We start from the raw sequence: 14,819 nt of genomic DNA, 5'->3' as shown, positions 1-14,819 counted from the left end.
GAAAGGGGGACTGACCGGTTTGTCATCGGGGGACAAGGTCGGTGATGACCCAGTTCTCGCCTTCGCGTTCAGCGGTGACCGAAAGCTGCGCCGCGGCCGTCGTCGACGAATTGTTGTCGGCCCTTGTCGCCGCTTGATCGAGAAATACCAGCAGCCTCGCTTTACCGCCGCCGAGTTCCTGGACGGCGGATGAGGAGACGCGGGTCGTGAGGACGAGTTTCTGTGCCGGTGCCTTTTCCCGGACTTGGGCGAACAACTGGTTGTACGACTCCAGCGCCTTACCTCTCAGCGCCGAAGCGGCCGCCTTTTCGGTGACGTCGGTCCGGTCGTAGGAATAGGAGAAGATCTTGTTGAGCGCCACCGTCACCGCGGAGTTCACCTCGGCCGTCGCGCCGACGTCGGTGAGCGCGGTGTTGGCCGCCGACGGCGCCGCCGAGATCGACCTCGCCTCCAGCGTGAACCACGCGCCCGCCGCCACCAGCACGGCCGCCGCGACCAGCAGGATCAACGGCGGTTTCGAGCGGCGGGGCGGCTTCTCGGTGACGACCTCGGCTTCGGGTTCGACAGCGGCGTCGGTGTCGGCGGTGGCGGTCATCGCGCACCCACCGGGAGCTGGTCGAGCGCGCTGAGCTTCCAGCCCTCGCCGGTCCTGGTCAGCCCGGCGGCGAACCGGTTGCGCTTCGTCGTCGGCGCCGCGCCTTCCTTCGCCATCGTGATCTCCACCGAAGCCAGCATCTTGGCCGTTCCGGCGTGGTCGTCCAGTTCGCTGATGGCCGCGTCCAGCACCTTGCCCGTCGAGACCGTCGCGTCCTTGGTGAGCGTCTGCTTGGTCGCGTCGTCGGTCTTGCCCAGCTGATCGCGCAGCGGGCCGGTGGACGCGGCGAGCCAGTCGGCGATGCCCTGGTCGACCCGATGGTGATCGAGGCTGGTCAGCCGGGCGACGAGTTCACGTCCGCTCCTCAGCGCTTCGTCGCGCGAGTTGCCGTAGGCCACCGCCGTCGAACCCGTCGCGGTGAACCAGGTGTACCCGGCCCATCCCGCGAACGCGCAGGCCGCGGCGAACACGGCGATCGCGATCTTCAGTTGCGCAGCCACAACATCTCCTCGAGGCTGGTGGACGTCGGCTGGCCGTCGGCGCCGAAGCCGCCGGGGATCGCGGCGGGCGGGACGCCGCCCTTCGGCGCGTTCTGCGAGCCGCGGACCGAACTCGGGTCGCCCTTGTCGAGTGTGCACGCGGCACCGGTGTTGAACGGCAGCGGCGAGAGGTCCGCGCTGCTGCGGACCTTCGTGCCTTCGTAGCCCTTGGTGCAGGGCATCGGGTCGAAGAAGGTCAGTACCAGTTCGATCTTCCCGGACTGCTCGTCGACGGAGGCGTCGACCGCCGACACCGCCTTCGGGGTGTTGATCAGCAGCTGGCGGAGGCCGTCGGTGCGCGCGGAGAACACCTGCGACGTGGTGAGCAGGTTCGCCAGCAGGATCGGCAGGCCCGGCTCGTTGTCCCGCAACAGTCCGGAGAGCTGGGTCGCCGCTTCCGGCGCGGTGGTGATCAGCCGTCGCAGATCACCGTCCGAACGGGACAGCTGTTCGGCGAACTGCTTGGCGTTGCCGCTGAACTGCCGCCAAGCCTGTGACGAGTCGACCTGCGTCTTCAGCACGGTCGAGCCGTCGGTGAGCAGGCTCTCCGTCTGCGGCAGGTGATCGGCGGCCTGTTTGGTGAAGTCGGTGGTGGAATCCAGCAGCACCTGGAGGTTCGCGCCGGAACCGCGCAGGGCGTTGTCGAGTTCGTCGACCACGGTCCGCAGATCCTCGGTCGGCACGGACGCGGTCAGCGAGTCCAGGTCGGTCAGCAGATGCTGCACCGGCAGCGGCACACTCGTCGCCTCACGCGGGATGACCGAACCTTCGGCGAGGAACGGCCCGTCGCCGGTCCGCGGCTGCAGGTCGACGAACTGCTCGCCGACCGCGGACCGGTTCGCCACGACCGCCCGCGAGTTCGCCGGAATCCGAGGCGCGTCGTCGTCGATCAGGAGATCCGCTTCCATACCGCCGTCGGTGAGCCGCAGTTCGCCGACCCGGCCGACGGCGACGCCGCGATAGGTCACCTCGCCGTTGGTGAACAGGCCGCCGCCGTCGGTCAACGAGAGCTTCACGGTGTACCCGCTCGCCCCGAAGAGCCGGTCGAGTCCCGCGTAGTTGGCGCCGACGAACGCCGTCGTCGCCAGCGCGAGGACGACGAACGCGATCACCTGGATCCGGATACGGGCGGTGAGCATCAGCTACCTCCGGAGGACGGCAGCGGCAAGGTCGGGAGGTCCGGCGGGACACCCTCGCCCGGTGGCGGGAGTTCGACGCCCGGTGCGGGGATCATCGAGGCGTAGACGTTCAGGTAGTCGCCCTTGATCCCGTCGCGGACGGCGTCGGTGAACGGGAACGTCGGCAGGATCTCCAGCGATTTGGGCAGGTTCTCGCCGGCGTCGGCCAGCCGCTTGAGGATCGGCGCGAGCGCGGTCAGGTCCGCGACGAGGTCGGCCCTGCTCTTCTTGATCACGTCGACGCCGACCCCGGAAAGCCGGTCGAGCGCCTGCAGCATCGACACGAGCTGCGTGCGCTGGTCGGAAAGGCTCTGGAGACCGGGGGTGAGGTCGGTGAGCGCGCCTTCGACCTGCTTCTTCCGGTTGGCCAGGGTCGCCGAGAGCTGGTTGAGCCCGTCGAGCGCCGAGGTGATCTCCGAACGATGGGAGTCCAGATTGGACACCAGCTGTTCCACAGTGGACAGGAAGGAGCGGATCTCCTCCTCGTTGCCGTCCATCACCTTCGACAGCTCGCGGTTGATGGTCTGTAACTGGCCGATCCCGCCGCCGTTGAGCAGCAGGGACAGCGCGCCGAAGACCTCTTCGAACTCCGGGTTGCGGTTCGTGCTCGCGACCGGGATCACCCCGCCGTCGCCCAGCCTGCCTTCGGCCTTCGCCGCGCTCGGGGCGAGCTCGATGAACTTCTCGCCGAGCAGGCTGGACTGCCGCAGCCGCGCGATGGCGTTGGCGGGCAGGTGGACGTCACCGTTGACGGCCAAGACGGTCTCGGCCGTCCAGCCGTCCTCGCCGAGCTGGATCTTCTCGACCCGGCCGACCGGCACGTCGCCCACCTTCACCGCGGCCTGCGGGACCAGGTCGAGGACGTCGGCGAACTGCACGGTCACCCGGTACGGGTGGTCGCCGATGTCCGCGCCGCCGGGCAGCGGCAGGTCGTAGACGCCCTTGAAATCGGAGGAACAGGCGGTGAGCGCGACACAGCACGCGGCGAGTACGGCGATCGACCGTTTCGTGGCCATCAGCGCCCCCCGGTGTAGGTGTCGCCGGCGACCGGCAGCGGGAGCGGGGCGTATTCGAGCATGTTGCCGCGGCTCTGCAGCTTCCCGGTCTTCGGGTCGACGGCGCCGAGCACGTTCGTCACCGCCAGCGGGATCGTGTCGAGGGTTTCGGCCAGCGCGGCGCGTTTGTCGACCAGCGTCCCGGTTGTCACCGCGAGCTTGTCCACATTGGACTTGATCTGCGCGCGGTTGTCCCGGATGAACTGCTGGATCTCCGCGAGCGCGCCGCCGAGGCCGTTGAGCGCGCGGGCGAGTTCGTCCTTGTTCTGTGCCAACGTGCCGGTCACCGAAGCGAGCTGCTTGTTGACCTCGCTGACGTTCCGGTCGTTGGTCGCCAGCATCGACGTGAACCGCTGCAGTTCGTCGACGGTGGCGAACAGGTTCTGCGAGTTGCCGGACAAGGTCCTCGCGAGGTCGGCGAAGTTGCGCACCGACTCGTTGAACGGCTTGCCGTTGCCCTGCAGGTTCTTCGCGCCGGTGCGCAGCAGTTCCGAAAGCGCGCCGTCGGCGTTCGCGCCCTTGGGGCCGAGTGCCTTGGCGAGGGTGTCGAGGCTGGAGTAGAGCTGGTCGAGTTCCACCGGCGTGCCGGTGCGCTCCACCGGGATCACCGCGCCGTCGTCCAACCGGTTCCCCGCACGGGTCAGCTTGGTGAACTGGACGTAGCGGTCGGCCACCACGCTCGGCGCCACGACCAGCACGTTGGTGTCGGCCGCGATCGGCGTCGACCCGTCGACGGTCAGCACGACCTCGACCTGTTCCCCGCGTGGATTCACCGATTCGACCTGACCGACCCGGACGCCGAGCACCCGCACGTCCGATCCACTGTAGACACCGACGGCCCGCGAGAAGTACACGGTGACGCGGTCGAGCCCGTTGCCGGAGAAGATCCACCAGAGACCGCCGACGACGGCCAGCGCGAGTACCAGCGCGAGGGTGACGAAGCGGCTGGTCACCGGCCACCTCCCGGGATCTTCGGCAGGCACGGGTCCCGGTTCTCCGGGACGAGCCCGCACAGGTAGCTGTCCACCCAGCGTCCGTTGCCGAGCGAGTTGTTCACCACACGGAAGTACGGCGCGGCGAGGTCGAGGCTCTTGGCGAGATTGTCGTTCTGCCGCTGCAGGATGTCGGTCACCTCTCCGAGCCGGGCGAGCGCGCCGCCGAGCTGGTCCTTGTTGTCCTTCACCAGGCCCGAAAGCTGGGTGGCGAGTTCCTGCGAGCCGGCCAGCAGGTCGTGGATCGCCTGTCGCCGGTTGTCGAGTTCGGTCAGCAGCAGGTTGCCGTCCGAGAGGAGCTTGGCGAAGTCGTCGTTCGAGTTCGCGAGTGTCGTGGTGAGCCCGTGCGCGTTCGACAGCAGGCTGGCGAGCTCGTTGTCCCTGGAGGACACGGTCTTCGACAGCGACGTCAGCCCTTCGAGCGCCTTCTTGATGTGCTCGGGCGAGTTCTTGAACGTGTCGCTGAGTGTGGTGAAGCTTTCAGCGAGCTGATCCGTGTCGATCGCGCCCGCGGTGTCGGCCAGCCCGTTGAACGCCTCGGTGACGTCGTAGGGCGTCACGGTCCGGGTGCGCGGGATGACCTGCTTCGGGTTCTGCACCGTCTCGCCGGTCGGGCGCAGCGCAAGGAACTTCCGGCCGAGCAGGGTCTTGATCTTGATCTCGGCGGCGGTCTTGTCGCCGACCCAGGCGTCCTTGACCCGGAAGCTGACCACCACGTGGTCTTCGGCGAGCCGGACGTCGCTCACCGTGCCGACCTTGATCCCGGCGATGCGGACCTCGTCGTCGGCCTGCAAGCCCGCCGCTTCGGAGAATTCGGCCTGGTAGGTGGTCCCCGAGCCGATGATCGGCAGGGCCTCGTAGTTGAGCGTCGCGGTCAGCAGCCCGGCGGCGATGACGCTGCCGACGACACCGATGACGATCGGGTTCCGCTCCTTGAAGGGTTTCACGCCGTGCACCTCTCCGCCGTCGCCGGGACCCCGCGCGGAGGTTTGGTCTGGAGGACGGACGAGCACAGGTAGAAGTTCATCCACGATCCGTAGGAGCCGATCCGGCCCAGTTCGTTCAGTTTCCCCGGGAGCACGGTCAGGACACGATCGACTTCGGCCTTGGCCTCGTCGGTCGTCAGCTGACCGGCCAGCAGGCCGAGCCCCTCGATGCTGTCCTTGAGCGGTTTCCTGCCCTGTTCGAGCAGACCGGCAGTGGCGGTGGTGAGGCCGGCGATCCCGGAGACGGCCTCCCCGATCTCGGTGCGGTCACCGGCGAGGCCGGACACCAGCTCCTTCAGCGTGGAGACCAAAGTGGACAGTGCGTCACCCTTGCCGTTGATGCTCTTCAGTACCGTGTCCAAGTTCGTGATCACGTCACCGATCACCTTGTCGCGGCCGGCGAGCGTGGTGGTCAGCGAACCGGTGTGCGCCAAGAGGCTTTCCACCGTGCCGCCTTCGCCCTGCAGCACCTGGACGATCTCGCCGGAGAGCTGGTTGACGTCCTTGGGGGACAGGGCCTGGAACAGCGGTTTGAAGCCGTTGAACAGTTCCGTGAGATCCAGCGCGGGCGTCGTGCGCTCCAGCGGGATCTCCGCTCCGGGCTCCAGGAGCTCGCGGGTGCCCTTGCCGCGTTGGAGTGCGATGTAGCGCTGGCCGACCATGTTGCGGTACTTGATCACCGCGTTCACGTCGGCGGGCAGCCTGCGCTGCGAGTCGAGGGAGAACCGGACGAGGGCCAGGCTGTGGTCGGCGATCTCGAGCTCCTCGATCTGACCGACCCGCACCCCGGAGATCCGGACGTCGTCGCCGACGTTCAGCGACGTCGCGTCGAGGAATTTGGCGCTGTAGGTCTTGGTGTCGCCGAGGCCGGTGTTCGTGATGGACACCGCCAGCAGCACCGTGGCCAGCGTCGTGACGACGATGAAGATCAGCCCCTTGATCAGCGGGCTCACGAAGTTCCTCATCGCACGGTCACCTCCGTACCCCGGTAGAGCGGCCCGACGAGCACGCTGCCCCACGCGGGGACCTGGTCGGCCGGGACACCGATCGAGGGCGCGACAAGAGTGGAGATCAGGTTCCGTTCCTGCGGCGAGTTCGCCAGGCCGAGGTCGCCCTGCGCGCCAGGGAGCGCCGCGGTCTTCTCACCGGTCGCCACGATCCCTTGGCCCATCAGGCCGTTCGTCGGATAACAGCGCGGTTCGCCGGTGGCGTTGTAGACCGGATCGTCCTTGCCCGGCACGTACTTGCCGCGGGGTTGGCTGACGATGATCTCCGCGTGCAGCCCGGGCTCGTCCGTGCCGGCGCCCAGCACCTTGTCCATCTGCGGCTTGAGCTTGGCGAGCGCGTCCAGCGTGCAGGCGAAACTCGGCGAGTACTTCGCGCCGACCTCCAACGGTGCCCTGCTGTCGGCGGCGAGCGCGATGATGTTGGCGCGGTTGTTGAGGAGGAACGTCGTGACGTGCTGGGAAGACGACGTCACCTGCTGGTACACCGTCGCCAGTTCGGCACGTTTCTCCTTGACGGTGTCGAGGGTGACCGCCGAGGCGCTCAGCGCGTCGAGCACGTCCGGCGCGATGTCGCCGTACAGCTTCGTGACCGTGGCCAGATCGCGGATGTTGTCGTTCAGCTTCGGGAGGTTCGGGTTGAAGTCCTTCAGATAGGCGGCCGCGGTGGCGAGCGTGTCGCCGATCTGGTCACCGCGACCTTCCAGCGCGGTGGCGACCGTGGTCAGCGTGGTGGCGAGCTTCTGCGGCTGCACCGCCTTGAGCAGCGGCAACAGATTGTCGAAGACCCGCTCTAGTTCGATCGCGTTGGCCGAGCGGTCCTGGGTGATCACGTCGCCCGCGCCCAACGGTCCGGCGGGTGATCCGTCCGGAATGGACAGTTGCACGTACCGCTCGCCGAACAGGGTCTTCGGCACGAGCAGTGCGGACACGTTCTTCGGCAGCTGCGAAACCTTGCCGGGCTCCATGGCCAGGTCGATCTCCGCGCCACCCGGCGTCGCGCGGACGTCGCGGATCTCGCCGACCACCACGCCGCGTGCCTTGACCTGCCCGCCCGTGCGCAACTGGTTGCCGACCCGGTCCGCCTGCAGGGTCACCGGCACGGATTCGACGAAATCCTTCCGGTAGATCTTGATCGACAGCAGCACGAGGGCGGACATCACCACGAGGAACAGCACCCCGGCGGTCCTGACCCCGGCCTTGCGCAGCCCGCGCCGGCTCATCCGGCCACCTGCACCGTCGTGGTCGCGCCCCAGATCGCGAGGCTGAGGAAGAAGTCCAGCACGCTGACCGCCACGATCGCGGTCCGCACCCCGCGTCCGACGGCGACGCCGACGCCCGCCGGGCCGCCGCTCGCGCGGAAGCCGTAATAGCAGTGGGCGAGCACGATCACGACACTGAACACCAGGACCTTGCCGAACGACCAGAGCACGTCGCCCGGTGGCAGGAACAGCAGAAAGTAGTGGTCGTAGGTGCCCGCCGACTGGCCGTAGAACCAGACGGTGATCTGGCGTGACGCGAGATACGAGGTCAGCAGGCCGATGGCGTACAACGGGATGACCGCGAGGAACCCCGCGATGATCCGGGTGGTCACCAGGTACGGGACGCTGGGGATGCCCATCACTTCCAGCGCGTCGATCTCCTCGGAGATGCGCATCGCGCCGAGCTGGGCGGTGAAGCCGCAGCCCACGGTGGCCGACAGGGCCAGCCCGGCCACGAGCGGCGCGATCTCGCGGGTGTTGAAATACGCGGAGACGAACCCGGCGAACGCCGACGTGCCGACCTGGTTGAGCGCCGAGTAACCCTGGAGCCCGACGACCGTGCCGGTGAACACGGTCATCCCGATCATCACGCCGATCGTGCCGCCGATGACCGCGAGCGCGCCGCTGCCGAAACTGACTTCGGCCAGCAGGCGGGTGATCTCACGGAGATAGCGGCGTACCGCGCGCGGCACCCAGGCGAGCGCCTTGAGGAAGAAGAGGATCTGGTCGCCGAGCGTGTCCAGGAACCCGAACCGGCGGTCCACGGCCTCGCGGACCCGTTCCGCGCGTTTGGGGGGAGGTGTGATCGTGGCCATCAGCTGCCCTTCGCCGGGACGAGCTGCAGGTAAAGCGTCGTCAGCACGAGGTTCAACAGGAACAGGAGCAGGAACGTGATCACCACGGATTGGTTCACCGCGTCACCGACGCCTTTCGGGCCGCCTTTCGGATTGAGCCCGCGATAAGAGGCGACGATCGCCGCGACGAAACCGAAGATGACCGCCTTGATCTCGCTGATCCAGAGGTCCGGAAGTTGCGCGAGAGCGGAGAAACTGGCCAGATACGCACCCGGTGTCCCGTTCTGCATGATGACGTTGAAAAAATAGCCGCCGAGGACGCCGACCACACTGACCATTCCATTGAGGAATGCGGCGACCCCCATCGCGGCGAGCACCCTCGGCACGATCAGGCGCTGGATCGGGGAGACCCCGAGCACCTCCATCGCGTCGATCTCCTCGCGGATCGTGCGCGACCCGAGGTCCGCGCACATCGCCGACCCGCCGGCACCCGCGATCAGCAACGCCGTCACGATCGGGCTGGCCTGCTGGATGATCGCCAGCACACTGGCCGCGCCGGTGAAGGACTGCGCGCCGATCTGCGCGGTCAGCGAACCGATGTGCAACGCGATCACCGCGCCGAACGGGATCGCGACCAGCGCCGTCGGCAGGATCGACACACTCGCGATGAACCAGAACTGCTGGATCAGCTCGCGGGCCTGGAACGGCCGCCGGAAGGTCAGGCGGACGACGTCGAGACCGAGTGAGTAGAGCCTGCCGGTCTCCCGGAGCGCACCCGCGCCGGGGAATGAGGGTGCGTTAGTCCGGACGCCCACGCCGACCCTCCAGTTTTCCGGGCACGGCGAATACACCCCAGCTTGCGCAATTCCTTTGCTCCGAATGGCGGAACGGAATCGTTGAATAGGGTCAACGGGGTGTTACCGTGCTGTTTGCTACTGGTCGGTACGCTAATCACGTGCCTGCCTGGTGACAAGAACTTCGGTGTGATCAAGACGTCACGTCCTGGTAACCGGTGAATTCTTGTTCTTTTTTGACAAAGGCGAACGGGGATCTTGTCCGTTCTTTCGTGCTCGGCGGAGCGTTGGTCCATTCGTGGCGCGGGGTGGCTCTCGATCGGGTCTTGAGTGGCTCGCGGTGCTGCCTCGCGCGCCAGCGGGGCCCCTGGCACTTCACGCGCTCGCCGCAGGCAGACCTCCGGCTGCGATGAAGGACTCCTTCATAGCAAAATTTGCTATGAAGGAGTCCTTCATCGCACGCCCGCAGCCCCCTCCGGCGGCGCGAGGGAGCGTCAGCGCGCCAAGTCGGCCACCAACTCATACGACCGCACCCGGTCCGCCTGATCGTGCACCATGGTCGTGATCATCAGCTCGTTCGCGCCCGTGTCGGCGAGCAGAGTCTCGAGTCCCTTGTGGACGGTCTCGGGCGAGCCGATGATGCTGCTCGCGGCCCGGTCCTCGATGAACACGCGCTCGATGTCGGTGTACGGGTAGGCCGCGGCCTCTTCCGGCGTCGGCAGCGGGATGGGGCGGCCTTTGCGCAGGCTGAGGAACGTCAGGCCGCTGGGGGCGGCCAAGTACTGGGCGCGCTCGTCGGTCTCGGCGGCGACCACGGAGACGCCGAGCATCACGTACGGCTCGTCCAGGACGTCCGACGGTTTGAACGCGTCGCGGTAGAGCGCCACGGCGGGAAGAGTGTTCTCGGCGCTGAAGTGGTGTGCGAACGAGAACGGCAGGCCCAGTTCGCCCGCCATCCGCGCGCTGAAGCCGCTCGACCCGAGCAGCCACACCGGCGGCTTGTTGCCCTCGGCGGTCACGGCGTTGACCGCGCGCTGGTCGGAGTGCTCGAAGTAGGCCAGCAGTTCCGCGAACTGCTGCGGGAAGTTCTCCGCGGAGAGCCCGCCGGGGCCGCGCAGCGCCAGCGCGGTCCGCTGGTCGGTGCCCGGCGCGCGGCCGATGCCGAGGTCGATCCGGCCGGGGTGGAACGCCTCCAGGGTGCCGAACTGCTCGGCCACCACCAGCGGCGCGTGGTTCGGCAGCATGACCCCGCCGGAGCCGACCCGGATGCGTTCGGTGGCGGCGGCGACCTGGCCGATCATCACGGCGGTCGCGGAGCTGGCGATCCCGGGCATGTTGTGGTGCTCGGCGAGCCAGTACCGGTGATAGCCGAGCGCCTCGGTCCGGCGCGCGAGGTCGAGGGTGTTGCGCAGCGAGTCGCTCACGCCGCCCCCGGCCACGACGGGCGAGAGGTCGAGTACGGACAGCGGGATGTCAGGCAAAGAGGTCACGCATCGGTACAACGCGGCGGGTCCCCGATCCCTTCCCGCACCTGTCGATCGATCGAAATTAACCGACTCGATGTACCCGGTACTCGGCGGAGTCCCCCCGTTTCCAAGGTACGGTTGCCCCCGAATGCGACCGTGGGAAAACCACTGAAAAGAAAGGATTAAGGGTGCCGCGTCCGGAGCGACCTTTGGACCCCGGGGACGATCCGTTACTGGAGTTCGCCGCCGATCTCCGGCGTCTGCGGGAGAAGGCCGGAAATCCGACGTACCGCGAGCTGGGCAGGCGTGCCCATTACTCCGCGGGCACCCTCTCCGAAGCGGCCGGCGGGAAGAAGATGCCCAGCTTGGCGGTCACGTTGGCCTACGTCCGGGCGTGCGACGGCCCCGAGGAGGAGTGGGCGGCCCGCTGGCATGACGTGACCGAGCGGACGCGCACCGGAGTCAGCGATTCACCGGTTGCCGCACCGAATGGGGAATCGGCCCCTTATATCGGTCTGACCGCATTCGGACCGGACGACTCGAGCCGATTCTTCGGTCGCGAACGACTTGTCCGAAAACTCGTCACCAGGCTTTCGGACCAACGATTCTTGGCGGTTCTCGGCGCTTCCGGTTCCGGTAAGTCGTCCTTGCTCCGTGCGGGTCTGCTCCCGGCGGCGGGCGAGACGTCCGTGACCCTGCTGATGACCCCCGGTTCACGGCCGCTGCAGGAGTGCGCCGTCCAGTTCGGCGCCGCGCTCGGGCTCGCGCCCGGCGGGCTGCTCGCCGAGTTCACCGAACATCCGCGCAACCTCGGCCTCGCCGCCCGTCAGCTGGTCGCCGACCGCGAGGGTGACGTCGTGCTGGCCGTCGACCAGTTCGAAGAGGTCTTCACCCTGTGCCAGGACGTCGACGAGCGGGCCGCCTTCCTGTCCGCGCTCGTCACCGCGACGACCGAACCGGAGAGCCGGACCAGGGTCGTCCTCGGCATCCGCACCGACTTCTACACCCACTGCGCGCGGCATCCCGAGCTGGTCGAGGCCATGCAGGACGCGCAGATCCTCGTCGGCCCGATGAGCACCGAAGAGCTGCGGCAGGCCATCTCGCGGCCGGCCATCGACGCCGGGTACCGTGTCGAGAACGCGCTGGTCTCGCGGCTCGTCGCCGACGCGACCGGGCAGCCCGGCGTCCTGCCGCTGCTCTCGCACGCGCTGCTGGAGACCTGGCGCCGCCGCCACGGCAACACCCTCACCCTCACCGGCTACGAATCCACCGGGGGCATCGAACGGTCGGTCGCGCAGACCTCCGAGCACACCTTCACCGCGCTGAGCGAACACCAGCAACGGCTGGCGAACCAGATCTTCCTCCGGATGACCGCGCTCGGCGAAGGTACCGAGGACACCAAACGCCGCATCACCCGCGACGAGGTGGACGCGGACGACCCGGACGTCGCCGTCGTGCTGGACAGGCTGGCATCGTCGCGGCTGGTCACCCTCGACGACAACGGCATCGAGATCGCGCACGAGGCGCTGATCCGGGGCTGGCCGCGCCTGCGTGAGTGGCTCGCCGAAGACCGTGAGGGCCTGCGCGTGCACCGCCAGCTCACCGAGGCGACCGACGCGTGGGAATCGGTCGGCCGCGACGACGGCTGGCTCTACCGCGGCGCGCGGCTGTCCATCGCCAGGGAATGGGCGGGGGAGCACGACAGCGCGCTTTCCCAGCGCGAACGCCGGTTCCTCGACGCGAGCGTGGCGATCGAGAACCACGAACAGACCGTCGCGCGGCGACGCACCAGGAGGTTGCGCCAGCTGGTCGCCCTCCTGGCCGTGCTACTGGTGCTGGCGACGGCCGCGATGGCGTACGCCGTGCGAGCCGAGCAGACCGCGACGAGCCAGCGCAACAACGCCCTCGCGCAGAAGGTCGCCGGGCAGGCCATCGGGATGCGGCCGACGAATCCGGCGCTGGCCGCGCAGCTCGCGCTGGCGGCGTACCGCGTCGACCCGAGCGTGGACACCCGCGGCAGCGTGCTCGGGATGTTCGAATCGCCGTACTCGACCCGGGTCGGCGGACACGGCCACCGCGTCAACGTGGCCGCCCTGCGCGGCGACGGCCAGGTGATGGTGACCGGCAGCTGGGACCACACGGCCAAGCTGTGGGACGTCGGCGATCCTCATCGGCCGAGGGAACTGGCCACGTTGTCCGGGCACACCGAGAACGTCAATTCTGTGGCGTTCGGCGCCGGCGTGGTCGCGACGGCGGGCTGGGACAAGACCGTGCGGCTGTGGAACGTCGCCGATCCGGCGAAACCCGGGCCGGGCGTGGTGGTGGGGGAGCACCCGAGCCGGGTCAACGCGGTGGCGTTCAGCCCGAAGGCGGCGGTGCTCGCCACCGCGGACGGCGACGGCACGGTGCGCCTGTTCGACGTCCGCGATCCCGCGAAACCGGTGCTCGCGGCCACCCTCACCGGGCACACCGGCAACGTCAACGGTCTCGCGTACGCCCCCGACGGGCGGACGCTCGTCTCGACCGGCGCCGACAAGACCGCGCGGTTGTGGGACGTCGCCGACCCGCTCAAGGCCAAGCCGCTCGGCGTGGTGAACGGGCACACGGCCGGGGTCCACTCCGCGACGTTCGGCCCGGACGGCCGGACGCTCGCCACCGCGAGCATCGACCAGACCGCGCGTCTCTGGAACGTCGGCGACCCGATGGCGCCGACGCCGCTGGGGACGATGACCGCACACAAGACCATCGTGCGGTCCGTGGCGTTCAGTCCGGACGGGACGACGCTGGTCACCACCGGTTTCGACCGCGCCGCGCGGCTTTGGGACATCACCGATCCGGCGAAGCCGCGCGAGAAACCGGTGCTCATCGGGCATACCGCCGCGGTGGTCTGGGCGGTGTTCTCGCCGGACGGCCGCACACTGGTGACCGCGAGCGACGACCAGACGGTGCGGCTGTGGGATCTGCCGGGGCCCGCGATCAGCGGTCCGGCGAGGTCGGCCTGCCGGGCGGTCTACGGCTCCGACGGGAAACTGCTGGCCACCGGCAGCCAGGACGGCGTGGTGCGCCTGGTCGACGTCGCCGACACCCGGAACCCGCGTGAGCTCGGCAAGATCGCGGGCTTCGGCCAAGGTGTCTGCGGTCTCGCGTTCAGCCCGGACGGCCGGACGCTCGCCGCCGGCTCCTGGGACCACACGATGCGGCTGATCGACGTCACCGATCCGCGGAAGCCGGTCGACACCGGCGTCTTCTACCGGCCGGAGGAGGAGATCGACCCGGTCGCGTTCAGCCCGGACGGCCGGACGCTCGCGACCGCGGGCAGCGGGCACACGGTGAAACTGTGGGACGTGGCCGACATCCGGCGGCCCGTCGAACTCGCGACTCTCACCGGGCACGAGGACGACGTCCATTCGATCGCGTTCAGCCCGGACGGCCGCACCGTGCTGAGCGGCGGCTGGGACCACACCGCGCGGCTGTGGGACATCTCGATGGCGAAGGCGCCGAAGCAGCTTTCGGTGCTGGAGGGACATTCCGACACGGTGTTCTCGGTGGCCTACAGCCCGGACGGAAAACTCGCCGCCACCGGGAGCGCCGATCGCACCGGCAGGCTGTGGGACGTGACGAATCCGGCGGCTCCCCGGCAGGCTGCGCTGCTGTCCGGGCACACCGACAACGTCATCTCGGTCGCGTTCGGCGGGGACGGGAAGACGCTCGCGACCGGCAGCTACGACCGGTCCGTGCGACTATGGGATGTCTCCGATCCCGGAGCCGTCCGGGAATCGGCGAACCTGACCGACGACGTCGATCGGGTCAACGCGGTGGCGTTCGCTCCCGACGGGCACACCCTCGCGGGTTCCGTAGCGGACGGCAGCGTGCGGTTGTGGGAAACCAGCCCCGAACGGGCCGCCGAACGCATCTGCGCGACCGTGTACCCGCGGATCACGCCCGAAGAGTGGGAACAACACCTGCCGGGGCTCGATTACCGGCCGCCGTGCCCGTGACCACGGCCGATTCGTTGTTCGGCGTTGTTGTTCGGTGGAACGGTCGTGACACCGAACAACGAAGAGGCGCTAGAAATACCCCTGGACGTGCGATGCGTCCCCACATCGTTCACTCACCGGGGGTCTGAAGGGCTCCTTCAGGGCATTCACCAGTGT

Annotated in this window: 12 protein-coding genes; 1 reads left to right on the top strand and 11 read right to left on the bottom strand. The window is 68.4% G+C overall.

The features are described from left to right. Window positions 1-22: 22 nt before the first annotated feature. The 11 genes from DL991_RS24445 to DL991_RS24395 all read right to left on the bottom strand — a co-directional run bounded on the left by DL991_RS24445 (window position 23) and on the right by DL991_RS24395 (window position 10,689). On the bottom strand, window positions 23-595 hold the full coding sequence (locus tag DL991_RS24445) for a hypothetical protein (RefSeq protein WP_125786662.1): 573 nt from the start codon (window positions 593-595) through the stop codon (window positions 23-25). Continuing rightward, window positions 592-1,095 (bottom strand): hypothetical protein, encoded by a 504-nt coding sequence (locus tag DL991_RS24440; RefSeq protein ID WP_125786661.1) that lies wholly within the window; start codon window positions 1,093-1,095, stop codon window positions 592-594. The genes DL991_RS24445 and DL991_RS24440 overlap by 4 nt, the downstream gene beginning before the upstream one ends. Further along, entirely contained in the window at window positions 1,080-2,273 is a 1,194-nt protein-coding gene (locus DL991_RS24435) for an MCE family protein (RefSeq protein ID WP_125786660.1), read from the bottom strand. The genes DL991_RS24440 and DL991_RS24435 overlap by 16 nt, the downstream gene beginning before the upstream one ends. Next, complete coding sequence (locus DL991_RS24430; RefSeq protein ID WP_125786659.1) at window positions 2,273-3,328, bottom strand: MCE family protein; 1,056 nt, start codon at window positions 3,326-3,328, stop codon at window positions 2,273-2,275. The genes DL991_RS24435 and DL991_RS24430 overlap by 1 nt, the downstream gene beginning before the upstream one ends. Then, window positions 3,328-4,320, bottom strand: coding sequence for an MCE family protein (locus tag DL991_RS24425; RefSeq protein ID WP_125786658.1), 993 nt, complete (start codon window positions 4,318-4,320; stop codon window positions 3,328-3,330). Before DL991_RS24425 ends, DL991_RS24430 begins: the two co-directional genes overlap by 1 nt. Further along, a complete protein-coding gene (locus DL991_RS24420; protein ID WP_125786657.1) occupies window positions 4,317-5,306 on the bottom strand; it encodes an MCE family protein in 990 nt (329 codons plus the stop codon). The genes DL991_RS24425 and DL991_RS24420 overlap by 4 nt, the downstream gene beginning before the upstream one ends. After that, the gene (locus tag DL991_RS24415; protein WP_125786656.1) at window positions 5,303-6,310 is read right to left on the bottom strand and encodes an MCE family protein; all 1,008 of its coding nucleotides are present in this window, start codon (window positions 6,308-6,310) and stop codon (window positions 5,303-5,305) included. The genes DL991_RS24420 and DL991_RS24415 overlap by 4 nt, the downstream gene beginning before the upstream one ends. Then, a complete protein-coding gene (locus tag DL991_RS24410) occupies window positions 6,307-7,572 on the bottom strand; it encodes an MCE family protein (RefSeq protein ID WP_125786655.1) in 1,266 nt (421 codons plus the stop codon). The genes DL991_RS24415 and DL991_RS24410 overlap by 4 nt, the downstream gene beginning before the upstream one ends. Beyond that, a complete protein-coding gene (locus DL991_RS24405) occupies window positions 7,569-8,426 on the bottom strand; it encodes an ABC transporter permease (RefSeq protein ID WP_125786654.1) in 858 nt (285 codons plus the stop codon). The genes DL991_RS24410 and DL991_RS24405 overlap by 4 nt, the downstream gene beginning before the upstream one ends. Beyond that, the gene (locus DL991_RS24400; RefSeq protein WP_037311541.1) at window positions 8,426-9,220 is read right to left on the bottom strand and encodes an ABC transporter permease; all 795 of its coding nucleotides are present in this window, start codon (window positions 9,218-9,220) and stop codon (window positions 8,426-8,428) included. The genes DL991_RS24405 and DL991_RS24400 overlap by 1 nt, the downstream gene beginning before the upstream one ends. A 473-nt stretch (window positions 9,221-9,693) precedes the next feature. Further along, window positions 9,694-10,689, bottom strand: a complete 996-nt coding sequence (locus tag DL991_RS24395) for an LLM class flavin-dependent oxidoreductase (RefSeq protein ID WP_199746407.1) — start codon at window positions 10,687-10,689, stop codon at window positions 9,694-9,696. Between the two features lie 185 nt (window positions 10,690-10,874). Here DL991_RS24395 and DL991_RS24390 point away from each other — a divergent pair, with 185 nt between their 5' ends. Then, entirely contained in the window at window positions 10,875-14,663 is a 3,789-nt protein-coding gene (locus DL991_RS24390; RefSeq protein WP_158634450.1) for a helix-turn-helix domain-containing protein, read from the top strand. Window positions 14,664-14,819: the final 156 nt, after the last annotated feature.

Origin of the sequence: Amycolatopsis sp. WAC 01375 (assembly GCF_003947325.1) — a bacterium.
GTDB lineage: Bacteria > Actinomycetota > Actinomycetes > Mycobacteriales > Pseudonocardiaceae > Amycolatopsis.
This window is presented reverse-complemented; position numbering and strand designations above follow the sequence as displayed.